Source organism: Zunongwangia sp. L-65 (assembly GCF_056859415.1).
Map to the genome: position 1 here is coordinate 89,781 of NZ_JBSXOK010000059.1, position 25,087 is coordinate 114,867.

23 protein-coding genes and 1 pseudogene are annotated in these 25,087 nt (G+C 34.8%); 15 read left to right on the forward strand and 9 right to left on the reverse strand.

Going from position 1 to position 25,087, the window contains the following annotated elements:
• Nucleotides 1-64 precede the first annotated feature (64 nt).
• The gene (locus tag AC13DP_RS09570; protein ID WP_228251803.1) at nucleotides 65-493 is read left to right on the forward strand and encodes an organic hydroperoxide resistance protein; all 429 of its coding nucleotides are present in this window, start codon (nucleotides 65-67) and stop codon (nucleotides 491-493) included.
• A 17-nt stretch (nucleotides 494-510) separates the two neighbouring features.
• On the opposite strand, the gene AC13DP_RS09575 is transcribed toward AC13DP_RS09570, so the two are convergent.
• Entirely contained in the window at nucleotides 511-1,101 is a 591-nt protein-coding gene (locus tag AC13DP_RS09575) for a DUF2911 domain-containing protein (RefSeq protein ID WP_272956879.1), read from the reverse strand.
• Between the two features lie 166 nt (nucleotides 1,102-1,267).
• Between AC13DP_RS09575 and AC13DP_RS09580 the strand changes: the two genes are divergently transcribed.
• Genes AC13DP_RS09580 through AC13DP_RS09595 form a run of 4 tightly spaced genes read left to right on the forward strand, consistent with a single transcriptional unit; the run spans nucleotide 1,268 to nucleotide 4,610 of the window.
• The gene (locus tag AC13DP_RS09580) at nucleotides 1,268-1,834 is read left to right on the forward strand and encodes an RNA polymerase sigma factor (protein WP_483067692.1); all 567 of its coding nucleotides are present in this window, start codon (nucleotides 1,268-1,270) and stop codon (nucleotides 1,832-1,834) included.
• A 53-nt stretch (nucleotides 1,835-1,887) separates the two neighbouring features.
• Complete coding sequence (locus AC13DP_RS09585; RefSeq protein WP_483067693.1) at nucleotides 1,888-2,511, forward strand: hypothetical protein; 624 nt, start codon at nucleotides 1,888-1,890, stop codon at nucleotides 2,509-2,511.
• Complete coding sequence (locus AC13DP_RS09590; RefSeq protein ID WP_483067694.1) at nucleotides 2,492-3,886, forward strand: hypothetical protein; 1,395 nt, start codon at nucleotides 2,492-2,494, stop codon at nucleotides 3,884-3,886. The genes AC13DP_RS09585 and AC13DP_RS09590 overlap by 20 nt, the downstream gene beginning before the upstream one ends.
• A gap of 25 nt (nucleotides 3,887-3,911) precedes the next feature.
• The gene (locus AC13DP_RS09595; RefSeq protein WP_228251808.1) at nucleotides 3,912-4,610 is read left to right on the forward strand and encodes a peptidoglycan DD-metalloendopeptidase family protein; all 699 of its coding nucleotides are present in this window, start codon (nucleotides 3,912-3,914) and stop codon (nucleotides 4,608-4,610) included.
• A 12-nt stretch (nucleotides 4,611-4,622) separates the two neighbouring features.
• Here AC13DP_RS09595 and AC13DP_RS09600 read toward each other — a convergent pair whose 3' ends face one another.
• From AC13DP_RS09600 to AC13DP_RS09635, 8 genes are all read right to left on the reverse strand, one after another.
• On the reverse strand, nucleotides 4,623-5,105 hold the full coding sequence (locus AC13DP_RS09600) for a DUF4199 domain-containing protein (RefSeq protein ID WP_272959678.1): 483 nt from the start codon (nucleotides 5,103-5,105) through the stop codon (nucleotides 4,623-4,625).
• Nucleotides 5,106-5,426: 321 nt separating this feature from the next.
• On the reverse strand, nucleotides 5,427-8,801 hold the full coding sequence (gene secA, locus AC13DP_RS09605; protein ID WP_013070579.1) for a preprotein translocase subunit SecA: 3,375 nt from the start codon (nucleotides 8,799-8,801) through the stop codon (nucleotides 5,427-5,429).
• 89 nt (nucleotides 8,802-8,890) lie between these two features.
• Nucleotides 8,891-9,112, reverse strand: a complete 222-nt coding sequence (locus AC13DP_RS09610) for a DUF2795 domain-containing protein (RefSeq protein WP_013070580.1) — start codon at nucleotides 9,110-9,112, stop codon at nucleotides 8,891-8,893.
• Between the two features lie 249 nt (nucleotides 9,113-9,361).
• The gene (locus AC13DP_RS09615) at nucleotides 9,362-9,934 is read right to left on the reverse strand and encodes a cob(I)yrinic acid a,c-diamide adenosyltransferase (protein WP_347405966.1); all 573 of its coding nucleotides are present in this window, start codon (nucleotides 9,932-9,934) and stop codon (nucleotides 9,362-9,364) included.
• Between the two features lie 56 nt (nucleotides 9,935-9,990).
• Entirely contained in the window at nucleotides 9,991-10,164 is a 174-nt protein-coding gene (locus tag AC13DP_RS09620) for a hypothetical protein (RefSeq protein WP_228251810.1), read from the reverse strand.
• A gap of 360 nt (nucleotides 10,165-10,524) precedes the next feature.
• Nucleotides 10,525-11,229 carry an ABC transporter ATP-binding protein gene (locus AC13DP_RS09625; protein ID WP_013070583.1) on the reverse strand — a complete coding sequence of 235 codons (705 nt, stop codon included), beginning with the start codon at nucleotides 11,227-11,229 and terminating at the stop codon, nucleotides 10,525-10,527.
• A 44-nt stretch (nucleotides 11,230-11,273) separates the two neighbouring features.
• Nucleotides 11,274-12,044 carry an O-methyltransferase gene (locus AC13DP_RS09630; protein WP_483067695.1) on the reverse strand — a complete coding sequence of 257 codons (771 nt, stop codon included), beginning with the start codon at nucleotides 12,042-12,044 and terminating at the stop codon, nucleotides 11,274-11,276.
• A 431-nt stretch (nucleotides 12,045-12,475) separates the two neighbouring features.
• Nucleotides 12,476-14,344, reverse strand: coding sequence for an ABC-F family ATP-binding cassette domain-containing protein (locus AC13DP_RS09635; protein ID WP_483067696.1), 1,869 nt, complete (start codon nucleotides 14,342-14,344; stop codon nucleotides 12,476-12,478).
• A 107-nt stretch (nucleotides 14,345-14,451) separates the two neighbouring features.
• Between AC13DP_RS09635 and AC13DP_RS09640 the strand changes: the two genes are divergently transcribed.
• The 10 genes and pseudogenes from AC13DP_RS09640 (at nucleotide 14,452) to AC13DP_RS09685 (ending at nucleotide 25,081) form a co-directional block, all read left to right on the forward strand.
• Nucleotides 14,452-15,243 (forward strand): polysaccharide biosynthesis/export family protein, encoded by a 792-nt coding sequence (locus tag AC13DP_RS09640; protein ID WP_483067697.1) that lies wholly within the window; start codon nucleotides 14,452-14,454, stop codon nucleotides 15,241-15,243.
• On the forward strand, nucleotides 15,244-17,715 hold the full coding sequence (locus AC13DP_RS09645) for a polysaccharide biosynthesis tyrosine autokinase (RefSeq protein WP_483067698.1): 2,472 nt from the start codon (nucleotides 15,244-15,246) through the stop codon (nucleotides 17,713-17,715).
• Nucleotides 17,716-17,779: 64 nt separating this feature from the next.
• Nucleotides 17,780-18,106, forward strand: a pseudogene (locus tag AC13DP_RS09650) (four helix bundle protein); the annotation flags it as partial.
• Between the two features lie 48 nt (nucleotides 18,107-18,154).
• Nucleotides 18,155-19,006, forward strand: coding sequence for an ABC transporter permease (locus AC13DP_RS09655; protein ID WP_483067734.1), 852 nt, complete (start codon nucleotides 18,155-18,157; stop codon nucleotides 19,004-19,006).
• A complete protein-coding gene (locus AC13DP_RS09660) occupies nucleotides 19,006-20,280 on the forward strand; it encodes an ABC transporter ATP-binding protein (protein WP_483067699.1) in 1,275 nt (424 codons plus the stop codon). Before AC13DP_RS09655 ends, AC13DP_RS09660 begins: the two co-directional genes overlap by 1 nt.
• A complete protein-coding gene (locus tag AC13DP_RS09665; RefSeq protein ID WP_273300137.1) occupies nucleotides 20,270-21,103 on the forward strand; it encodes a sulfotransferase domain-containing protein in 834 nt (277 codons plus the stop codon). Before AC13DP_RS09660 ends, AC13DP_RS09665 begins: the two co-directional genes overlap by 11 nt.
• Before the next feature lie 26 nt (nucleotides 21,104-21,129).
• Nucleotides 21,130-21,936 (forward strand): glycosyltransferase family 2 protein, encoded by an 807-nt coding sequence (locus AC13DP_RS09670; RefSeq protein ID WP_273300135.1) that lies wholly within the window; start codon nucleotides 21,130-21,132, stop codon nucleotides 21,934-21,936.
• Nucleotides 21,933-22,865, forward strand: coding sequence for a glycosyltransferase family 2 protein (locus AC13DP_RS09675; protein ID WP_273300134.1), 933 nt, complete (start codon nucleotides 21,933-21,935; stop codon nucleotides 22,863-22,865). The genes AC13DP_RS09670 and AC13DP_RS09675 overlap by 4 nt, the downstream gene beginning before the upstream one ends.
• Before the next feature lie 4 nt (nucleotides 22,866-22,869).
• Nucleotides 22,870-24,108, forward strand: coding sequence for a glycosyltransferase (locus AC13DP_RS09680; RefSeq protein ID WP_273300132.1), 1,239 nt, complete (start codon nucleotides 22,870-22,872; stop codon nucleotides 24,106-24,108).
• On the forward strand, nucleotides 24,101-25,081 hold the full coding sequence (locus AC13DP_RS09685; RefSeq protein WP_273300130.1) for a glycosyltransferase family 2 protein: 981 nt from the start codon (nucleotides 24,101-24,103) through the stop codon (nucleotides 25,079-25,081). Before AC13DP_RS09680 ends, AC13DP_RS09685 begins: the two co-directional genes overlap by 8 nt.
• Nucleotides 25,082-25,087: the final 6 nt, after the last annotated feature.

Genomic DNA, 25,087 nt, shown 5'->3' on the forward strand with positions numbered 1-25,087 from the left:
CATTTTTTGAATGCGAATTTTGGGAATGTTATATTGAAAAGGAATAATATAAAAATTCGAAAAAATGAAAACTTTGTATTCAGCTAAGGTAACCACTGAAGGTGGTAGAAAAGGCAGAACTATTAGTGATGATGGGATATTAGACCTACAACTTTCAATGCCTAAAAGTCTTGGTGGTGAAGGTGGAGATTATACGAACCCGGAACAACTTTTTGCAGCAGGATATTCTGCTTGTTTTGGTAGCGCTTTAGAAATGGTCGCTAAAAACGCAAATGTAGATCTTGGAGATTATAATGTTACAGTGACGATCGATTTAGGACAAAATGAAGATGAGGAATTAGACCTTTCTGCCATTTTAGATATTTATATTCCGGATATTGATGTTGAAACCGGTGAAGATTTAATCAATGAAGCTCATGAGGTGTGTCCTTATTCAAGAGCGACCAGAGATAATATCGATGTTACCTTAAATCTTCTTATAGACGAAGACTAAGATTCGATAAAAATTGCTTAATTTTTAGAAGGGGCTTCTATGGTAGGAGTCTCTTTTATTTTTATAGGAACGGCCACACTAGTACGATCCCAGGCTAAAACCATAAATACAAAGTCATTGGCTTGTTCAAAATAAATGCTGAATTGTTCTACTGTTTCCTGTAGTTTATTAGAGGGAACTTCAACAATAAGTGCATCAAATTTGGCATCACGATACACCTTGCCATTTAAATCAATCCCCCAGGGATACATTTTATTATTAAAAATAATTTCCCAGCTTTTCTTTTTTGGTATCGTCCATAAGGTATATTCTCCTTTTTGCAGTAAACTCCCATCTACCATTATATCTTTGTTGGTTTTAAAGGTCGTAGCCTCGTTGGCGCCTGTACGCCAAACAGAATCGTAGGGAACTAGATTTCCAAAAATTTCCCTTCCTTTTTTATAAGGGCGGTTATAAAAAACTTCTATGGTAAGATCATTATTGGTGTAGGATACTGTATCTTCTGGACTATATGCTTTGGTATTATAGCGAACTACAAAAAATATGACGGCAATCACCAAAAGGCTGATCCCTAAAATTTTAAGTACTAACTTAAGGCTATTATTCATAATATTATATTTGATCTAAAGGCTTTAAAGCTGATGCAGATTTTAAAGTATTAAAGTAAGGATATAATTAGAAATCTACATTTTTATTCAAAAAAAATATACTTTTTGCAACATAGTGAATTTTAACTCGTCTTTAAAGTGAACAACAACCAATCAAAAAACCATTTTGTTACAACATCAGTTAATAGAAGATTGTAAGAACAATAGCCGCAAAGCGCAGCTTAAGCTTTACAATAAATACTGTGAAGGTATGTATTACGTGGCATTACGGTTTATGAACGATACTCAGGAGGCAGAAGACGCGATGCAGGAAGCTTTTATCAAGGCTTTTGCAAAACTGCATCAATTTACCGGAGAGGTTACTTTTGGTGCCTGGCTTAAAAGAATCGTTATAAACAAATGTCTGGATAAGCTTAAAGCAAAAAAGCTGGAGCAGGTTGCGATGAACGAGCAGGTTCTTGGCATCGTAGACGAGGAAGAGGACTGGAATGTCAACGACGGGATTACTGTTGAAGACATAAAGCGTGCGATTAGTGAGCTTCCGGAAAAGTATCGATATCCATTAATGCTTTTTTTAGTAGAAGGATATGATCATGAAGAAATTTCAGAAATTCTGAATATTAGTCAGGTGGCTTCCAGGACGCTGGTGCACCGCGGAAAGAAAAAATTGCAGGAGAAAATCAGGAATTTTGAAGCGGACTCAGGAGGAATGAATAGAAAAACAACATTATAAGCGAGGATGACTGTTTTACAAAGCAGAAAAATACGCCTAAAAAGAATTGAGATATGGGACAGGATATAAGAAAAATGCTGCAGAAGGATAAAGAAAGCAGAAAGTTTAAAATGCCGGAGGGACATCAGGCAAGATTTGAAGATCGATTAAATAAAGCTTTTCCTAAAAAGAGAAAGTCAGGCGGTCGTAAATGGTTTTTTCAAATCGCTGCGATCCTTGTAATAATACTGGCGGCAGGAGGATTTTTTTACTTTAATTCAGGAACTTCAGTAGATCCTTATGGACCTCAGGTTGTAGAGACTTCCGAAGAAAAACCTGTAGAAGAGAAAAAAGAAAATACCACAGCAACAAAACAATTTCAGCTAAGTGATGTATCGCCGCAATATAAAAAGATCGAAGATTATTATATGGCGAGCCTTAATATGGAATTGGCAAAACTGAGTATTAACAAAGAAAATAAGGAGCTCATCGATTCATTTATGAAACAATTGGCAGAGCTGGATAAAGAATACAAAAGATTAAATAACGAATTAAATGAGTTAGGACCTAATGAACAAACCATCGAAGCCATGGTCGCTAACTTACAGCTGAGATTAGAGTTGTTGTTCAAACTAAAACAAAAGCTAAAAGAAATTAAAGGATCAAAAGACAACAGTTATGAAAATGCACAAGCTTAATTATATTTTACTCTTCCTTTTGGGATGTACATTTAGTGCTTCAGCGCAGGATATGATGCGGCGCAGTTATGATGTAAACAAGGATGTCGTTATTGAGGTAGATGCTAAAAACACCAATATCATCATAGAAAGCTGGGATAAAAACACGGTAACGATCGAAGCTTTTATAAATGATGGTGTGCCAAAGAATAAAGCCACAAAAATGATGGATAACTGGAAGCTTAGTACTAGTGGATCTAAAAATAAGGTTCAGGTTTCATCAAAATCTGATATGAATGTGAACTGGGATGTAGACATTAACGGACCTGAACTTAATAATGCTTTAGCGCAATTACCAGAAATTATGGGGCCAATAATGGATAATTTGGTAACCCCTTTATTACAAAATATATCTGAACATCCTTTACCACCGGATCTATTTGAAAATATGGGAGATTTAAATTTTGATTATGAAGCTTATCGTAAAGAAGGAGATGCCTATTTAGAGCGTTACGAAAAGCAGGTGGATAAAAAGTTTGGAAAAGACTTTGAAAGGAAAATGGAGAAATGGGCGGCAAATTTTGAAAAAAATGCTGAAGTAAATAGCGAAGAGTTCGAAAAAAGTATGGAAGAATGGGGAAATTCTTTTGGTGCCAGTATGGAGAAATGGGGAGAATCTTTTGGTGAGAAAATGGAAGCCTGGGGAAAGAATTTTGAGAAGAAAATGGCAGTTAAAGAGAAAACTGGGCAAAATGTGCCAAATATCGTTATGTTGAATCGAAACAGTGATGGTAGCCAGGCCCAAAAAACCATTAAAATAAACGCGCCCAGAAATGCTAAAATCAAACTTAATGTTCGATATGGTAAAATAGCATTAGATCATGCTGACAATTTAATAGCTGAGCTGGCTCATACCAATTTTAAAGCGAATAAAATCACCGGTAAGGATACTCATGTAAAGGTTTCTTATACGCCGGTATCTATAGAAAATTGGGATTATGGAGTTTTAAATGCTTCTTATCTGCCAAGTTGTGCTATCAATACAGCTAGAAGTATAAAATTGATCTCTAACAGTAGCGACGTGAGTATAAATCGCTTAAGCGAAACAGGGATTTTATCGGGGACCTTTGGAAATTTAGCGATTAAAAATGTAGGCGGTAGTTTTAAGAATCTTGATATAAGTCTTGAAAATAGTGATCTTAAATTAAAGTTACCACAATCTGCTTTTAAATTTAATTACAACGGTACGCAAAGTGAAGTGAATTACCCTGGAGGATTAAAAGTAGATAAAACTTCGTCGTACGACAATGAAATTCTAAAGGGATATCATAAAAGCTCAAATACTGATGCTCAAATTAGCATTTCGGCAAGATTTAGTGACGTGTTGCTAAATTAGAACGCAAAGATTACTTTTGGCGAAAATGCAATCTATGAAAACTAATTTCGCTGAATACATTTCCGGGTTAACTGCAGATTTTACTCCAATTGTAGGAGGAGATTTACAACAGGAAGATTTCATTGCCATCGACCTGTCTGCAAATAACCCGGAACTTTTGAAATTAGAACAACTTTCTTCGGAAGCTTTTTCTATATTTATAGATCATAATCTTAAAGTCGCCGGTAAAAAAGTGGCTTTTGGTGGCTATAATGAAGTGAGAAAACTTTACCAACGTAGTCAGCTTTTCAATAAAAATGTAGAAGAATTTTTAAACCGTAATATCCATATTGGCCTGGATATTTGGACGGCTGAAGGAACCGATGTGCTAGCGGTATTAGAGGGAGAGGTTCACAGCTTTCAGGATAATGCTAATTTTGGAGATTATGGGCCTACAGTGATTTTAAAACATGATTTTGATGATGAGATTTTTTATTCCCTTTATGGGCATTTAAGCAGAAAGTCATTAGAGAAAATAGAAGTAGGACAGCAGGTAAAAGCACAGGAAAAAATAGCTGAACTTGGCGCTGCAGAGGAAAACGGAGATTATGCACCGCATTTACATTTTCAGATTATTAAAGACTTACAGCAAAATAAAGGAGACTATCCGGGCGTAGCTTCTAAAAAAGACCTGGATTTTTATTTGGAGAATTGCCCCGACCCTAATTTGTTGTTGAAGATATAGCTTTTCAGCAAGTTACTTTTCTTTCTTTTTAGTAATTAACGCTACGATTGCTCCGGTAACAATTCCCATAGCTAAAGCATTAAAAATCTGCATAAAAATATACATTTTCATACCATGCATCATTTCAGCATTTTCTGGGGTCATACCCTGTTTTTCTGAAAGTGTAATCATATTTTGAAGATAGTCCGGACTAATAACTGTGACCGCGAAATACTGGATGAGCGGCGTAAGAATTGTGATTACTCCGGTAAGAATTACACCACTGATAAAGCCCTGTTGCCATCCGAATTTTTCGTTTTGGAAGTACTTTTCTCTTTTTTCTCTTAAAGCTGCGTAATAAATTAAAAAAGCAATTACTGCGAAAAATAAAGAATAGACACCCTGTACGTCGATATGCTCATCATGCCATCCCATTATTTTTTCGAAAGCAATCCAGATGAGTTGGGCGATCACAAAAGTGACTCCCCATTTTACTTCAACATTAAATTTTTTCATTCGTTGGTCAACTTTTTAGAGTAGCAAAAATAAGAAAGCATTTTTAAGACTGGTTAGTAAAGATGGAATTTTAGTTTTAAGCCTTGCTATTAGCATATAGACTGTAGCCTTTGTATACTGAATATTAAAGAGTCAGGAAGCAAGGCTATATAAATTCAATGGACAATGGATTATTGAAAATGAGATAATGTAGTGATATGAGTACGGATGATTTGAAAACCGTATAATACAAGGTTAAACCTTTAACCGAATACCGAAAAATGAAATAAAAAAAAGCTGCCTTTTAAAAGACAGCTTTTCAATATCTGGTAAATTAAAATATTAAGCTTTTTTAACCACAACCCATTCACCACTTTCGATTAATGGAATAGCTTGCTTATATTTTACGGTTTTGTTTTCACCTTTAGTGACATGTTTTATTACCACTTTGTCGTTACGACCAATTTTTGGTTGTTCACGAACTATAGTCTCGGTTACCTGAGGACGTTGGGGTTGTTGTGCACCACTGGCAGCATTCCCTGCTGCACGACTTTGCGCCGCACGCTCATCAAGATTCTGAATTTCTTCTTTAGAGGCTTCAATTTTTTCTTGACGGCGTTTTCTGGCCTCATGGATGTTAGTCATGTTTCCTTCCGGGATTTCTCCTTTAAACAAGAAGCCAATCACATCACGATTTACATCTTCAAGCATGGCTTTAAACAATTCAAATGCTTCGAATTTGTAAATTAATAAAGGGTCTTTTTGCTCGTGTACAGCCAGCTGAACACTTTGCTTCAACTCGTCCATTTTACGAAGGTGCGTTTTCCAGGCATCATCGATAATGGCCAAGGTGATATTTTTCTCGAAATCTTTTATTAGCTGTTCGCCTTTGGTTTCGTAAGCTTTTTCAAGATTAGTAACTACCTGGAGCGTTTTTTGACCGTCAGAAAAAGGTACAGATATACGCTCGAAGTTATTCGTTTCGTCTTCGTACACCTGTTCGATTACAGGATATGCTCTGGCAGCACTATGCTTCACTTTTTCACGATAATGCTCGTAGGCAGCTTTATAAACTTCAGCGGTAATTTTTTGAACATTCATTTTTCCAAAGTCAGCTTCAGAAACCGGAGAACTCATAGAGAAATAACGAATCAATTCGAATTCGAAATTCTTATAATCATTCGCTTGCTTGTTGGTTTCAGAAATTAATTCAGAAATATCGAATATCATATTCGCAAGGTCTACACGTAAACGCTCACCAAATAAAGCATGGTAACGTCTTTTATAAATTACCTCACGTTGGGCATTCATTACATCATCATACTCTAAAAGACGTTTACGAATACCAAAGTTGTTTTCTTCAACTTTTTTCTGAGCCCTTTCGATAGATTTAGAGATCATACCATGCTGGATCACTTCGCCTTCTTCCAGTCCCATACGATCCATAAGTTTGGCTATTCTTTCAGAACCAAACAAACGCATTAAGTTATCTTCTAAAGAAACATAGAACTGAGAACTACCCGGATCTCCCTGTCTACCGGCACGGCCTCTTAACTGGCGGTCTACACGACGGGAATCATGACGTTCTGTACCAATAATCGCTAAACCACCGGCTTCTTTTACTTCTTTAGAAAGTTTAATATCAGTACCACGACCTGCCATGTTAGTGGCGATGGTTACGATACCACCTTTACCTGCTTCAGCAACAATATCGGCCTCCTTCTTATGTAATTTTGCATTTAATACATTGTGAGGCACATTTCTAAGTTTAAGCATCCTACTTAAAAGCTCAGAAATTTCTACTGAAGTGGTACCAATTAGTACCGGTCTTCCTGCTTTAGAAAGGTCGGTTACATGATCGATTACTGCGTTATATTTTTCACGTTTTGTTTTGTAAACAAGATCGTCTTTATCGTTTCTGGCAATTGGTCGGTTTGTTGGAATTTCAACAACGTCTAATTTATAGATTTCCCAGAATTCACCAGCCTCAGTAACCGCAGTACCTGTCATCCCCGAAAGTTTACGGTACATTCTAAAGTAATTCTGAAGGGTTACTGTAGCAAAAGTTTGGGTAGCATCTTCAATCTTTACGTTTTCTTTTGCTTCAATTGCCTGGTGTAAACCATCGCTATAACGACGCCCGTCCATAATACGGCCGGTTTGCTCGTCTACGATTTTTACCTTATTGTCCATCACCACATACTCGGTATCTTTTTCGAATAGGGTGTAGGCTTTTAAAAGCTGACGCAGTGTATGAATACGTTCACTTTTTACGCTGTAATCACGGAAAAGTTCTTCTTTCTTCTCTGCTTCTTCTTCTTTAGAAAGACCCTCGTTTTCGATTTTGGCGATTTCCATACCAATTTCTGGCATGACAAAGAAATTGGGATCATCCTGTCCAGAAAGATATTCAATACCTTTATCAGTAAGATCGATCTGGTTATTTTTTTCTTCAATGGTAAAGTACAATTCGGCATCAACCTTAGGCATTTCCCGGTTGTTATCCTGCATGTAATGATTCTCAGTTTTTTGAAGAATTTGTTTTATACCTTCCTGACTCAAATATTTTATTAAGGCTTTATTCTTTGGGAGTGCTCTGTAAGCCCGTAATAGTTGAAGTCCGCCTTCTTTTTGATCGCCTTCGGTAATTAATTTTTTAGCTGCCTGAAGAAATTCTGTAGCCTTTTTACGTTGAATTTCATAGATATTCGAAACAGCTGGTTTTAGCTGATCAAATTCATGTATGTTTCCTTTAGGAATAGGTCCCGAAATAATAAGCGGTGTACGGGCATCATCAATTAAAACCGAATCGACCTCATCGACAATCGCATAATTATGTGGACGCTGTACCAGATCGTCTGGAGCGTGCGACATATTATCCCTTAGGTAATCAAAACCAAATTCGTTGTTGGTTCCGTAGGTGATATCTGCATTATAAGCTTTTCTGCGGGAAGCCGAGTTAGGGCGGTGATAGTCAATACAATCTACACTTAGGCCGTGAAACTCGAATATGGGTGCCATCCAGGCACTATCACGTTTTGCCAGATAATCGTTAACCGTTACCAGGTGAACCCCTTTCCCGGTAAGCGCGTTTAAGTAAACAGGAAGGGTTGCAACAAGAGTTTTACCTTCCCCGGTTTGCATCTCTGCAATTTTACCCTGGTGCATTGCCACACCACCAATAAGCTGCACATCATAATGAACCATATCCCAGGTTACCGGTTTACCGGCTGCATCCCAGGAGTTGTTCCAAATCGCTTTATCGCCATCCAGGGTAACGTAATCTTTTTCTGCGGAAATCTCGCGATCATAAGCAGAAGCGGTAACCTCTAAAGTTGGATTGGCAGCAAAACGTTTTGCCGTTTCCTTTACAGTAGCAAATGCTTCTGGTAGAATTTCGTTTAAAACACCTTCTGAAATTTCGTAGGCCTTATCTTTAAGTCCGTCGATTTCGGCATAGATATCTTCTTTACGTGTAATATCATCAGATTCTTCGGCTTCTTTTTCAAGATTTTCAATCTGTTGATTTACATCTTTTAAAGCTTCTGATATTTTTGATTTAAAATGTGTAGTCTTAGCGCGAAGCTCGTCTAAACTCAATGCTTCAAAATCTGCTTCGAGCGCTTTAATTTTATTTACAATAGGTTGTATTTCTTTGACGTCCTTTTTGGATTTGTCGCCAACAAATACTTTTAATACAGATTCTAAAAAACTCATAGTTTTTCTATTATTACGGGTTCAAAGGTAAGCAAAAAAAAAGCCTCATTAATAAATGAGACTTTTAACTTTATGCGTACAAATGTGATTTAATATTCATCTTCATTCCACAGATAATCATCATCTGTTGGATAATCGGGCCATATTTCTTCGATAGAATCATAAGAGTCACCTTCATCTTCAATGGCCTGTAGGTTTTCAACTACCTCTAGTGGTGCTCCGGTTCTAATGGCGTAATCAATTAACTCATCTTTGGTGGCCGGCCATGGTGCATCACTTAAATAAGATGCTAATTCTAAAGTCCAGTACATTAGTTAATCGGGTTTTTAATTTCTGCAAAAATAATTTTTTTACTGAAATACCCAAGAAAAAAGTCTGCTTTTTATTCAATATAGTTAAGAACATAAGCAAAAGCGCTAAAAGCCTAGCAAATACAGCAATCTTTTACATTTAATCCCTCATAGAGGTTTTAATTTTCATATACGGTCTCGAAAGTATCAAAATATTTTCTGATTAATACATCGTGCGCTCGCCCCAGAGGTTTTTAATGTTGCTGATTTTTATGAATTTTCAGGAATCCATTTAATTTCTTCAGCTTGCAGTTGTTTAGTCAATAGTCGTGCCAGTACAAAGAGGTAGTCAGAGAGTCGGTTTAAGTATTTTAAAACCTCTTCATCAAATGCTTCCTGATTATATAATGCTGTACTTAAGCGCTCTGCACGCCTGCAAACGCATCTGGCTATGTGACAGAATGACACGCTTTGATGCCCTCCCGGTAATATGAAATGAGTCATTTCAGGCAGTTCTTCATTCATTCTATCCATTTCAGTTTCCAGTAAATGGATATCCTCTTCAGAGATACGCGGAATGTTTAGCCTGGATTTACCATTTTTTAGTGTTGCCTTTTCTGGATCGGTGGCCAGTATAGCGCCAATAGTAAACAGTTTATGTTGAATATCAAGTAGAACTTTAGCCGTAGTGTCGTCGATTTTCTGATCCCTAATAAGCCCAATATGAGCGTTAAGTTCATCTACGGTTCCGTAGCTTTCAATACGTATATGATGTTTAGGGACGCGGGTACCACCAAATAAAGCAGTAGTGCCTTTATCTCCTGTTTTTGTATAAATTTTCATTCGGTAATTTTTTCAAAAGAGCATTGAAAAGCGAAATTACAAAGTTTAGCCACCACTCAGTTGGTTTCTTTTTCTTTTTCTTCTTCTTTTTTGCGGGCCTGATATCTTCTTCGAAAATCCAGATTTTCGCTACGTCTTTTTTTTCGCTGCTTGGCACCCATTGAAAATACCAGCAATCCAATAGCAATGATGATAAGATAAATATAGGTTTCCTGATCTAAATCGAACACAAGCTTAAGATTCTACGTTATACATACAAAGTTAAGATTTTTCTTTAAAGCGAATAGCGGTAAGTATCAGCGGTTAGTTTGTTCAGTTTGAATTGAAGTATGAAAAATACACTAGAAATTATCGAGTAGATGAGGGGATGAGGTTGTTTAAGAAGTTGAAAGTTATAAAGTTATAAAGTTATAAAGTTGGAAAGTTGAAAATTATTTTAAATAAAGCGTGCTGTAAATATTTGATTTTCAATCTTTCACTACTCACTACTCACTACTCACTACTCACTACTCACTACTCACTACTCACTACTCACTACTCACTACTCACTACTCACTACTCACTACTCACTACTCACTACTCACTACTCACTACTCACTACTCACTACTTCTTTCCTGGTATCACTTTCAATAATTCCGTCACGTAAGCGAATAATCCTATGAGCATGTTCTGCAATATCTTCTTCGTGCGTAACTAAAATAACGGTATTCCCCGCGGCGTGGATTTCATCAAAAAGATTCATGATTTCTACAGAGGTTTTAGAATCCAGGTTTCCCGTTGGTTCATCGGCAAGAATTATCGAAGGTTTATTGACTAAAGCCCGTCCAACAGCTACACGTTGCCGTTGTCCTCCTGAAAGTTGATTGGGTTTATGGTCCATACGATCGCCGAGCCCCACATTCGTTAAAACTTCTTCAGCCCTTTTTTTACGGTCGGCTTTAGAGGCGCCGGCATAAATCATGGGAAGCGCGACATTATCTAAAGCAGTGGTTCTTGGTAGCAAGTTAAAGGTCTGGAATACAAACCCAATTTCTTTGTTCCGTACTTCCGCCAGTTCACTATCGGTCATTTTACTTACATCTTTTCCATTTAAGATATAGGAACCGCCGGTAGGCGTATCCAAACAACCCAATAAGTTCATTAAAGTTGATTTTCCCGATCCCGAAGGCCCCATGAATGCTACATATTCACCACGATCAATATCCAGATCGATACCTTTAAGCACTTTTACAATTTCTTGCCCTAAAGGGAAATTTCGAATAATATTTCTAATTTCGATAACCTTCTTGCTCATAGAAAACCAGTTTATATGAATATGACGCAGGGATTTGGTTTTTGTTACAATCTAATTTTAAAATCTTGTTTTGCCTGTTCCCTGCGGAAGAACAACAGGCCTAAATAAAAAGTGTCGATCGTCACCTGCACTTTTGGATGTTGCTTAATTTCTTTCCAGGCTTCTTCCATTTCTTCGGAAAGGTGAATATCGTCAAAAATAAAAACCGAATCATTATGCGCTGTGGGTAGAAGCATTTCGAAATACTGAAGGGTAGCGGCTTTTTGATGATTACCGTCGAAGTAAATTAAATCGAGTTTTTCCGAATTTATGAAATCAGGTAAATAGTGCTGAAATTCACCAATTTTTAGATCAATATTTTTAAAACCGAATTTCTCGAAATGCTGCCGGGCGATCTTTGCGGTTTCCGGGCAACCTTCAACCGTAATCAATCTTGCTTTTTCAGCGGAAGCAATGGCTGCAGAGGCAATTCCCAGGCTGGTGCCAAGTTCCAAACAATTCTTCAACTGAAGATATTTAGTGATCCTGAATAAGAATTTTGCTTTTTTTGAAGTGATTCCGGCTACTTTAGCGATTTTAGAAACCGTTCTATTATTGCTTTTAAAAATTCGGCTACCGGCACCAAAATCGGTTACTTCAATTTCTTTTTGGTTAGTTAAGAGCTCGGTTTTGTAATTCCTAATTTTGGTGTATTCCGGATATTTTTTTTTATCGTAAAAGCAGTTGGTCACCAAATCGTAAACAAAAGGAGAGTGTAAGCCGTGTTGGTTTTGTGACGAAAAAAGGAATTTTATATAAGCTTTTAATTGGTGCAATCTTTTTTTATAGTTTAACGGTTTACAGTTTTTTAGCTCTAAGCTGTCAGCTCAAAGTAATTCAAAATTTTATCCTGATTCCTGATTCCTGATTCTCCCTTTTTACTTTCTACTTAAAACGTTCTAACTTATCCCCGTTCACCACTATAGCTTCGATTTATTGTTCTTTTTAAAATGACTCAACCGTCGTTAGCCTGGTGCACTGAGTGATTTCTTAGAAATCGTATCGAAGTTCCGGGAGTGGTAGCCGTCAATCTACAGTTATCAATAAAAAATTAGCTTTCAGAGAATTCAAAATTTAAGATTCAACATTCAAAATTAAAAAATCCATCATCAAATTTTCAAATCACCACATGATCTTATCTAAATTAGGACCATGAGTATAATCCTGATTTTAACAGCAAAGTAAATTCTATTCTATTTTCTAAATGCTAACTCTCCATTTTCTCCATCAGCTCGAACCATCGTTCGGTTTTGGTTTCGATTTGTTTTTCAATGTCTTTTAAGGCTAAAGAGGTATTGTCGATTTCTTCTCCGCTCATCTCTTCAAGAAACTTTTTCTGCACTTCTTCTTTTTTCTTTTCGAGCTTAGCAATTTCCTTTTCTAATTTTTGATATTCTTTTTGTTCGTTGTAACTCAGTTTAGATCCCGTACTATTGTCTTTCCAATCGCTTTTAGTAGTCTTTTCTGAGGTTTCGTTTTTTTCTTCTGAAGTAGCGGTACTTCCTTCATAGGCACGGTAATCTGAATAATTTCCGGGGAAATCTTCGATTTGTTGATTTCCAGGGAAAACAAAAAGGTGATCTACGATTTTATCCATAAAATAACGATCGTGGGAAACGACCAATAAACATCCCGGATAATCTAAAAGAAAGCTTTCTAAAACATTAAGTGTAACAATATCCAGATCATTGGTAGGTTCATCCAGGATTAGAAAGTTTGGGTTTTGAATCAAAACGGTACACAAATACAATCGTTTTTTCTCGCCACCACTAAGCTTTTCTACAAAATCATACTGCTTTTTACGATCGAAAAGAAAACGTTCTAATAATTGCTGCGCAGAAATTTGCCTTCCTTTTTTTAGCGGAATGTAATCCCCAAATTCACGAATCACATCGATTACTTTTTGACCGGGCTTCACTTGAATTCCGTTTTGTGTGTAATAACCAAATTTAATGGTTTCACCTACTACTACTTTCCCGGTATCAGGCTTTATTTGGCCTGTAAGAATATTTAAAAATGTTGATTTTCCGGTACCGTTTTTACCTATAATCCCGGCGCGTTCTCCTTTCTGGAAGTTATAATCAAAATTTTCGAAAAGTGTTTTGTTTTCGAAACTCTTGGAAATGTTATGGAGTTCGACCATTTTACTGCCCAATCGTTCCATATTAATTTCCAGTTGCACCTCGTGGTCTTTACGTCGTTTAGAAGCACGATCCTTTATTTCGTGAAAATCATCGATTCTTGATTTCGATTTCGTGGTACGCGCTTTAGGCTGGCGGCGCATCCAATCCAGTTCTTTTTTAAAAAGCTGTTTCGCCTTTTCGGTATTGGTATTTTCCAGCTCAATCCTGGATTCTTTTTTATCTAAATAATAGGAATAATTTCCTTTGTAGGTATAAAGCTGGCCTTCATCCAGTTCTACAATCTCATTACACACCCGCTCCAGGAAATAGCGATCGTGAGTTACCATGAAAATGGTAAAATTCTCTTTCCTAAAGAATTCTTCCAACCATTCAATCATATCCAGGTCAAGATGGTTGGTAGGCTCATCCATGATTATAAAATCAGGTTTTTGTAGCAGCATATTGGCTAAAGCCAGTCGCTTTTTTTGCCCTCCGGAAAGGTTTTTTACTTCTTTTTGTAAATCTTCCAGTTTAAGCTGAAATAAGATTTGTTTATACTGAGTTTCAAAATCCCAGGCCTGTGCAGCTTCCATGTCCTCAAAGGCTTTTTGATAAGCTTCAGTATCTGATGGATCTTTCAGGGCAGCTTCGTAACGTTTTATGATTTCAAGCGTTTCGTTTTCCGAAGAGAAAATGGTTTGCTCTACCGTTAAATTAGGATTTAGGTCGGGTTCCTGCGGTAAAAACGCAGTTTTAATATTTTTACGATAGACCACATTTCCTTCATCTGGCGTATCAAATCCGGCCAGAATATTTAACAGGCAAGTTTTTCCCGTACCATTTTTGGCTACAAAGCCAACTTTTTGCCCCTCATTAATTCCGAAGGAGATATTCGTAAATAAAACACGCTCGCCATAGGACTTCGCAATATTTTCAACAGAAAGGTAATTCACAATTGATCAGTTTATCCGCAAATAAAGTTAAATTATCGAGATTGATGTTAATTATTTTATTATTAATCAGCAAGAATTATATTTGTTAAAAATTTGCAAATACCCCTATGCAGAGATATTTAGTATTCTTAGTGCTTTCACTTTTATTATTGTCGACCTCGTGTATTTCTACAAAAAAGTTATCTTATTTACAGGAAGAGAAAGCTAGTGTGGATAGTATCGTTGAAGTTCACCGTTTAAATAAACCTTATCGTGTGCAGGTAGGGGATCTTCTGAGTATACGAGTAAAAGCTTTAGATCAGGACATTGTGGGGATGTTTAACCCTATAGATGAAGGTAATGTTAATGCTACAGGAGAAGAAAGAATGTACTATGATGGTTTTTCTGTAGACGAACATGGCAATATTCGAGTACCTACTTTAGGTGAAGTAAATGTAATGGGCTATACAGTTGAAGAAATTAGGGAGCGAATAGAAGAGCGACTTTTATCTGAATATTTTAAGCAGGAGGCTAATATTTTTGTTACCGTTAAATTGGCAGGAATACGCTATACGACTATAGGAGAGATAGGTGCCGGTAGTAATGTTTTGTATAAAGAACGTGTTACTATTATGGAAGCTATAGCAAATGCGGGGGGGATAAGTGATGTAGGTAATCGGGAAGATGTCAAAATTTTACGGCAATATCCGCATGGGGAAGAGGTACATCATATCGATCTTACAAATTTGGATGCCGTAAAAAGCGAATATTATTATATTCAACCAAACGATCTAATTATTGTAGATCCATTACCCCAAAAATCTTTAGGTGCTGGAACAACTGGTTTGGAGAGTTTTCGGACTATTGCTTCAATTATATCATTATCAATATCAATGATATTAATTTTCACAAGACTATAAATGGCGCATGAAGAAGATCACATATCAGATGTAGGTTCCACCTTCGATTTTAAGGGCTTTGTTCTTAAAGTTATAAGTTACTGGAAGCTTATTTTATTCTCTATTACGGTAAGTCTGGCAGTAGCTTATTATAATAATGTGCGAAAGTTACCGGTTTATCGCTTAGAGAATTTGATTTCTATAAAAGATGATCAAAATCCATTTTTTACCAGTAACACCAGTTTGACGTTTAACTGGGGAGGAACTTCAGATAAAGTAAATACGGCTATAACAATTTTAGGGTCCAGAACACATAATGAAGAAGTCGTAGAGCGGCTGGGATTTTATATAGATTACAAAGAGGACGGTGAGTATCAAAGAGTAGATGCCTATGGTAGCACCCCTTTTGAGGTTATGGCAGATACCAGTAAATTTCAGGCACTAGGTGTAAATTATACTATCCAGGTGATAGATGAGAAACATTTTAATATTTCGGCTGCTATTCCAAATAATTTTACGGTTCAGTCTTATGGATCAAAAGAAAAGGAAGGAAGAAATATTGGGGAGACAGCATTTAACAAACAATTTCAGTTTGGTGAAAAAATCAACACTCCATTTCTAAATGCGGTTATATCGCGTAATGACAATGCTTTACAACAAGGTAAAAAATTTTATATTAGTTTTTTAAATTTTGATTCGGCGGTGTCCAGATATAAAAATGTTGCTGTAAAGCCAGAATCTAACGGAGCTTCCGTATTACAATTGGCTCAAACGGGGAATAATAAAGCAAGAATAGTCGATTATCTAAATGGCTCGGTAAAAGTACTTAGTGATAATATGCTTGCCAGAAAAAATCTTTTTGCGACTAAAACTATTGCCTTTATCGATAGTAGCTTAAATGTAAAGTCCAGAGAGCTAAGGCTGGTAGAAAATGAGCTGAATTCTTATAAAAACGATAATGAAATCTTGGATATTTCAGCTGAAAGTCGGCAATTATCCTCAAAATTACTGGAATTAGATTCCAGAAAAGAAGAAATTGAACGACAGTTATCGTATTATAGAACGCTGAAAACGTATCTTGAAACTCGGACTGATTATTCCAATATCCCCGCACCATCTGTAGCAGGAATAAGTGAAGGAAGTATTTCATCGGCAGTAGCCAGGTTGATTACGCTGGCTGAAGAACGTAGTAATTACCAGTATAGCTTAAAAGAAGGCGCTCCTATTTTTGCTGATATCGACCGACAGATCAATAGTGTAAAGTCGGTTTTACTCGAAAATATAAATAGTTCACGAGGTCTTTTAGAACAAGAGATCAGGGATGTGAACGGACGTATTTCGAATGCAGAAAAGCAAATACGGGAATTACCAAAGGAAGAACAGGATTTACTTAAAATTCAACGTAAATACAATATTAGTGAAAGTACCTATAATCTTTTTTTAGAAAAGCGAAATGAAGCCGGACTGATAAAGGCGGCGAATGTGAGTGATGTACTTATCATAGACAAAGCAAAAGATATTGGAGGCGGAAAGATAGGCCCCAATACCCAGCTGAATTATGTGATGGCCGTCATGGTGGGAGGTGTTATCCCTTTAACTTTTGTGTTTTTACTGGTGTTTTTAAATACTAATATTCATAATGCGCAAGAGGTAGAGCGATTATCACCTATTCCTATTTTAGGAATGATAGGTAAAAGTAAAATGGATAGTAGCCTGGCTGTTTTTGAAAGTCCCAAATCCTCGATTTCTGAAGGATTTAGGGGGCTAAGGTCTAGTTTACAGTTTATGTATAAAAAACAGGGGGTAGAAGGTGCAAAAACATTATTGATTACCTCTTCAGTTTCGGGAGAAGGGAAAACATTTTGCGCGATGAACATGGCGACTGTATTTGCGATGAGTGAGCGTAAAACGATCCTGGTGGGACTGGATTTACGTAAACCAAAGATATTTGATGATTTCGGATTGAATAATGATCTTGGAGTAAGTAATTATTTAATACAGGATGCCACCTCTAAAGAAGTTATTCAGCACAGTAAGATTCCCTATTTAGATGTTATTACTGCCGGGCCGGTGCCTCCGAATCCATCAGAGCTATTAATGAACGACCAGATGGAAGTCCTTATAGAGGAACTTCGTGAAACCTATGATTATATTATTTTAGATACGCCCCCAATAGGTTTGGTAGCAGATGCTTTAAATTTGGTGAAGTATACAGATGCCACTATTTATATGGTACGGCAGGATTATACAAAAAGGGGCATGTTAGAGTCAATTAATCAGAAATATGCAAAGGGAGAAATAAAAAACATCAGTTTTGTATTAAATCACTTTGTGCATAGGGCAAAGTATGGTTATGGCTATGGTTACGGCTACGGTTATGGTTATGGTTATGGTTATGGTTATAATCGTTATAATAATGGTTATGGAGAAGCCGCTTCTAAAGTGTCACAGCTAAAAAAATCCTGGAGAAAATTTAAGCAGAAGTTTGAGTAGGTCTTTAGTGATTAGTGAATTGTTAAGAGTTAATGGTGAATAGTGAAATTGATTTAATTTTTTAATGGATCATAAAGATTTGGAAGTGTGGAAAAAAAGTATGGAATTGGTGGAGGTTACTTATAAAATTTCTGCCAATTTTCCTGTTAGTGAAATGTATGGTTTAACAAATCAGCTTAGAAGGGCATCAGTTTCAGTTGTTTCAAATATAGCCGAAGGATCTGGTAGAAATAGTGATAAGGAATTACTCTATTTTTTGAATGTATCCTTAGGATCTCTAGCGGAAGTTGAAACTCAATTTGAAATAGCATATAGACTTAATTTTATCTCGGATGTAGACGATACATTCCAACTAATAACTGAAACTAGGAAATTATTAATTGGTTTTAGAAATTATATAAAGAAACGCCAAATCACTAATCACCAATTGACTGAAGCTATGAATGATAATTGGTTATATGAAATTTCGCCGAAGCGAAAATTAATTGATCTTAATTTTCAGGAAATTTGGCGTTATAGGGACTTGTTGATTTTGTTCGTAAAGCGTGATATCACAACAGTTTACAAACAAACTATACTTGGTCCGCTTTGGTTTTTTATTCAACCTTTATTTACTTCGGTTATTTATACCCTGGTGTTTAATAATATTGCCAGTGTTTCAACGGGGAATGTTCCTAATTTCTTATTTAACTTAACCGGAATTACTGCGTGGAATTATTTTAATCAATGCTTTACGAGTACTTCTAATACCTTTAATCAAAATGCAGGATTATTTGGAAAGGTTTATTTTCCCCGGGTTATTGTACCATTGAGCAAAGTGATTGCCGGATTGGTAAAATTTGGGATTCAGATATTAATTCTGATAGTTTTCTACATCTATTATATTTATCAGGGAAGCACAGTTTCCCCTAATTCCAATATTATTTTATTCCCGGTTTATGTCTTATTAATGGCGCTTTTAGGATTAGGTTTTGGAATGATCATTTCTGCAATGACAACTAAATACCGAGACCTAACGGTTTTGATAGGCTTTGCCACATCTTTATTGGTATATATATCGGCTGTTCCCTATCCATTAAGCCAGGTGGAAGCAAAGATGCCAGATATTGCCTGGATTGTTCGTTTAAATCCTTTGACGCAGATTATAGAGGGATTTCGATATATGATTTTAGATGAAGGGATTTTTAATTTAGGTTCGTTTCTGTATACCGTAGGAATAAGTATCATGCTCTTTATCATCGGCTTAATAATATTTAATAAAACGGAAAAGAATTTTATAGATACGGTGTAATGAGTGTCATACTAAAAGCTGAAAATATTTCGAAGCAATACCGTTTAGGAACGGTAGGAACAGGTACATTAAGCCATGATTTTAACAGGTGGTGGCATCAAATTAGAGGTAAAGAAGATCCTTATTTAAAGGTAGGAGCAGTAAATGATCGCTCGGCTAAAGCCAGCGAAGACTATGTTTGGGCCTTAAGAGATATTAATTTTGAAGTGAAAACCGGGGAAGTTTTAGGCATAATTGGAAAAAATGGCGCAGGCAAATCTACATTACTGAAATTATTATCCAGAGTTACTTCTCCAACAACAGGAAGTATTAAAACTAAAGGTAGAATCGCTTCTTTGCTGGAAGTAGGAACGGGTTTCCATCCTGAACTTACCGGAAGAGAAAATATCTATTTGAACGGAGCAATTCTAGGCATGACGAAGCCGGAGATCAAATCTAAAATTGATGAAATTATTGCCTTTTCCGGTTGTGAAATGTATATTGATACTCCGGTAAAGAGATATAGTAGCGGGATGCGTGTGCGTTTAGGTTTTGCGGTGGCCGCGCATTTAGAACCTGAAATTTTAGTGGTTGATGAAGTGTTAGCCGTAGGTGATGCGGAATTTCAAAAAAAAGCCATTGGGAAAATGCAGGATTTATCTAGTGGTGAAGGAAGAACAGTACTTTTTGTAAGTCATAATATGGCGAGTGTTAAAACTTTATGTGATAGGGCACTTATTTTGGAAAGTGGTACATCAGTATATAATGGAGATATAAAAAAAGCAATCGATTTTTACCTGAATCAAGAAAGTGTTCAGCTAAACTCTGGGAAAATTACATTTAATGAAAAAGATTTAGGGACTGAAGAATTTAAAATAAGAGAAATAGAAATTTTTGATTCTAAGAATAGAATAAGATCAACTTTTGATCAATCAGAAGAGATTTTTATTCGAATAGTTTTTGAAGCTTTCACTGAAGTCAACGGGATGAGAGTTAATTTAAGAGTGAAAACAACTGACGATCAAGTTGTTTTTATGACGAGTTCTCATTTTATTACAAAAGACAATTGTCCTATGGGGATTAGTATCCTAAAACTTAGTATACCGTCCTATTTGTTAAACGATAGAAATTATATTTTAAATTTTAATGCGGGAATACCTGGTAAAAAATATTTTATTAAGCCGGTAGATTTGTTAGAATTAAATATTATTAGGGATAATGCAGGAGGATCTAATTTTAATGAAAAATGGCCTGGATTAGTAGCTCCCAAAATAAGATGGTCTTATGAAAATTAATTTAAAAAAGATTATTAAAAATAAACTTTATGGTCTTTTACATATTGATGATAAGATAGAAAATGTAAGTGAGCAAAGAAGTGACCAAAAACTTAAAAAATTAAATTTAGAACCAATAGAAAATACATTAGCGCATGATGTATTTATTGCAGGTTATCCAAAATCTGGTAACACGTGGATGCAAAACCTGATAGCAGGATTAATTTATGGTTTGGAACCATCTTATGCGCAAGATTCTTTGATTCAGGATTTAGTTCCCGATGTTCATGCAAAAAAGTATTATAAGAGATATTCTGAGATTACTTTTTTTAAGAGTCATAACCTGCCATCTCCTAACATGAAAAAGGTAATACATTTAGTGCGAGATGGGCGGGATGCAATAGCTTCCTATTATTCGTATTATAACAAATTAGGACGTAAATGTTCGTTTGAAGATCTAATAATAGATGGAAATCATTTGTCTTATTCAAAATGGCATGAGCATACAAAGGCATGGATTAATAATCCATATGATGCTGAAATCCTTATTTTAAAATATGAAGATCTTATAGAAAATCCTTATTTACAACTCAAAAGAGTTTTAAATTTTATAGGCTTGGAACGTCCTAATGAAGTTTTGGAGAGAACAGTTGAGGGAAATGCTTTTCAAAAAATGAAAGATAGAGAGAAAAAATTTGGGTGGGAAGATAAAAAGTGGAAACCTAAAGAAGGTTTTATCCGTAAAGGGAAAATCGGAAGTTACAAAGATGAAATACCTGAAAATTTAATTGATTATTTTGAGAAAGAGTCTTTTAAGGAATTAAGGCATTTTAACTATATCTAATGTTATTCTTATAATTTTCAATTTCAATGCCTCTTATCACAGTTATAACAATCAATCTAAATAACCTGTCTGGTTTAAAAAAAACAGTGCAAAGTGTTTTAGATCAATATTTTAAAGATTACGAATATATTGTAATTGATGGAGGCTCTAAAGATGGAAGTAAAGACTACTTAAAAGAGAAAAATGAAGATATAGATTATTGGATTTCAGAAAATGATAAGGGAATTTATGATGCCATGAACAAAGGTATCAAAATAGCAAAAGGCAAATATTTATATTTTTTAAATAGCGGAGACTGGCTTTGTAATTCAAGTGTGTTTAGTGAGGTTCAGAAACAATTAATTGATAGTGATTTTGTTTATGGAGATTTAATAAAGTCTTTTCCAAATGGTGACCTGAAGTTAGATAAAGGAGTTGCTGGTAAGCAAATAAATTTTCAAACTTTTATTACAGGAACAATAAATCACGGCGCGTGTTTTATAAATCGAAAAATGTTTCAAAAATATGGATTATACGATGATACTCTAAAAATCGTTTCAGACTGGAAATTCTTTTTAATAGCCTTAGGATTGAATAATGCCCATGTTAAATATATCGATATGCCTGTCGCGTATTTTGATATGACTGGTATGAGTAATAATTTGATCTTGAGGGGGAAAGAGAGGGAGAAGGTTGTTGAGGAAGTTGTACCTAAACCTATATATAGGACTTATATTGAATTTATTGAGAAACAGAAGAAATTTACCTCTTACCGATATAGAAAATTTGAAATTACCGATAATAAGAGATTTTCAAGAAAATTACATTCTATAATTTTTAGACTATTTTCATGAATAAGAATCACCAATCTCCTTTTTTTTCGATAATTATACCGAGCTTTAATAGAGCCCGATACCTAAGTGCGGCAATTAATTCGATATTAAATCAGGAATTTAATGACTGGGAATGTATTGTTGTAGACGATGGTTCAACAGATAATACGCAAGAAGTGATTTCTTCGTTTACGGATTCTCGGGTTAGATATTATTATAAACAAAATGAAGAGAGGAGTATTGCGAGAAATTTTGGTATTAAAAATGCTGTCGGGCAGTACATTTGTTTCTTAGATAGTGATGACGAGTACTATCCCTATCACTTAAAAACCTTGTATGATACTATCATCAATAAAGATTTTCCGGTAGCCATGTTTTATACAGGTATTGTAGAAAATAGAGATGGGAAATTGGTATATAGAGACTTTTATGATGAAAAAAAGTTTAAGAACCCTATATTCTATATTTGGGAAAATTTTTTATTGATTAACTCGGTTTGTCTTCATAGAAATATTTTAGAAGAACATAAATTCCCAGAAAAATTTAATGTTTGGGAAGATACCCACTTGTGGTTAAGAATTGCAGCACAATATTCTTTTTATCAGATACCGGAAAATACGACTGTTTGGAATATTCATGATAAAGCTTCTGTATCCAGAGCATTTAGTATGGTTAACACTCAACATGTTAAAAATTATTTGAATTGTATATCCCATTTATTTGAAACACACGGTGATTTGCTAAAACCGTTTTTAACTGAAAAAAATAAAAAAGAATATCAACTAAGAAAGTTAAAAATGTTCTTATGTATTACTTTTAATACAGCAGATTATAAAACATTTTTAGAGTTATATTTTTTAGGCTTAAAACATGTTGATAAAAAGATATTGTCCAAATTAGTTTTTAGAAAAGTTTTTAAAAGATTAAGACGAAGAATTATTAGAGATTGATTTTATGAAAAAACTGAGAATAGCCTTTATAGTTCAATCTTTTCCGTCGGTATCTGAGACGTTTGTTGTTAATCAGATAATAAATCTTATTGATGAAGGATATGATGTTACTATTTTTTCTTTTAATAAAAATACTAATTCTATAATTCATAAGAACATATTAGATTATAAATTAATAGATCAAACTATTTATTGGGAAGAAACGAAGATTTCGAAAATAGGACGGTTTATTGAGTTTTTAACTTTTTTATTGAAAAATCACGAGCATATTAGTTTTAGAAAAATTTTCAGGATTTTCAATTTTAAAAAATATGGTAAAAAAGCTTTAAACCTTAGAAATTATACTCGTTATCGCTGGATCGTCAAAAACGCTTCCTTCGATATTTTTCATGCTCATTTTGGTCCTTCTGGGAAATACGTGGCTGAAATGAAATCATTTGGTTTTTTTTCTGATGCGAAGTTTATTACCTCTTTTCACGGATATGATATTAACCCCAAATTCCTAGATAAATATGTTTATTTATATCAAGAACTATTTGATGAGGTCGATTTGCTAACGGTTAATAGTTTTTATACCAAAACTCTTTTAGAAAGAATAGCTCAAGGTAATAAAATTGAAATTTTACCAGTTGGTTTAAATACTCAGTACTTTAAAAAAAATAATTTTAAGGAAAATGAAAAATTGAATATTTTATTTGTCGGCAGGCTAATTCCTTTGAAAGCTCCAGATTTGTTAGTGAAAATTGCAGAAAACTTAATTGGAAATGGTAATTTAATTAATGTTAATATTATAGGAGAAGGAGAAATGTTTTCTCAATTGGAAGAGTATATAAATCAAAAATCTTTAGAAGATAGTATAAAGTTGAGAGGTGCACTTGCTCAGAATAATGTTTTAGATTATATGGATAAATCTGATCTTTTTGTTTTCCCAGGAATACATGATAAGCATGGCCGTGCCGAGACTCAGGGTTTGGTGCTTCAAGAAGCACAGGCGATGGAATTACCGGTTATAGTTTCAGATGTAGGAGGAATGAAATACGGAATGATAAATGATATAACAGGTTTTGTGGTTGAAGAAAAAAATATAGCTGGTTTTGTTGATAAGATAGAATTGCTTATAGCAGATAAAGAGTTGAGAAAGGAAATGGGCAAACAGGGAAGAAAATTTGTTTTAAGTAATTATGATTCGAAAGTATTAGGGAATAAGCTTACAGCTTTATATGATCTAATTTTAAATGAATAATCCTTTAGTTTCCATAATCATTCCAACTTATAATCGGGCTCATTTTATTGGTGAAACACTGGAGTCTGTTATCGCCCAAACCTATCAAAACTGGGAATGTATTGTAGTAGATGATGGTTCTACCGATTATATAGAAGAGTTGATGAAATTTTATTCCCAAGTAGACGCTCGCATACAATATCATCATCGTCCTGATAACAAACCTAAAGGAGCAAATGCTTGTAGAAACTATGGATTTGAATTAAGTAAAGGTGATTTACTAATTTTTCTTGATAGTGATGATTTTTTAGAGAAACAGTGTATTCAGCTAAGAAAAAATAAACTTATTGAATCAAAGCTAGATTTCGTATGTGCGGATACCGCAAGATTACGAAGTGATTTAAATAATAAATTTCCAATAAATGGCACTTCATCTAAAACAGAACACTGCTTATATTTATTTGCTAGCTACAATTTCCCTTGGTGGTCTACTCTTAGTGTGATGTGGAGCCGAAGGGTTATCCACGAAAACCGGTTTAATGAAAAACTCGCAAGATTTCAAGATGTAGAACTCTATATTCGAATTTTAATACAACAAAGGTATGAATTTGATTTTTTAAACAGGGTCGATAATTTTTATCGTATGCCCGAAAATGAGAGAATAATAAGTGATTCTTATAAAAATAATGTAGTAACCAGTTTATTCAAATTAATTAATATTTATTTGAATTGTATGAAGAAAGATCCGAAATTATATATTTCTTTTAGAAAATTTTTTTATAAGATAGGAAAAGAATTCCTTTTCAAGGATAAAAGTACTTTTTCGAATAATCTTAAAAATTTATCTTCTTTAAGAAGAAAAAAATTCTTGAATAACATAGATTTCCTTTTTTTAAGCATTCAGTTTATAATAACTTATTGGCATCTAAATGATGTCAAAGGAATTTTAATTTTTCAGTTCAATAATATAATGAAAAAAAATTTCCATTATTAATCTGGC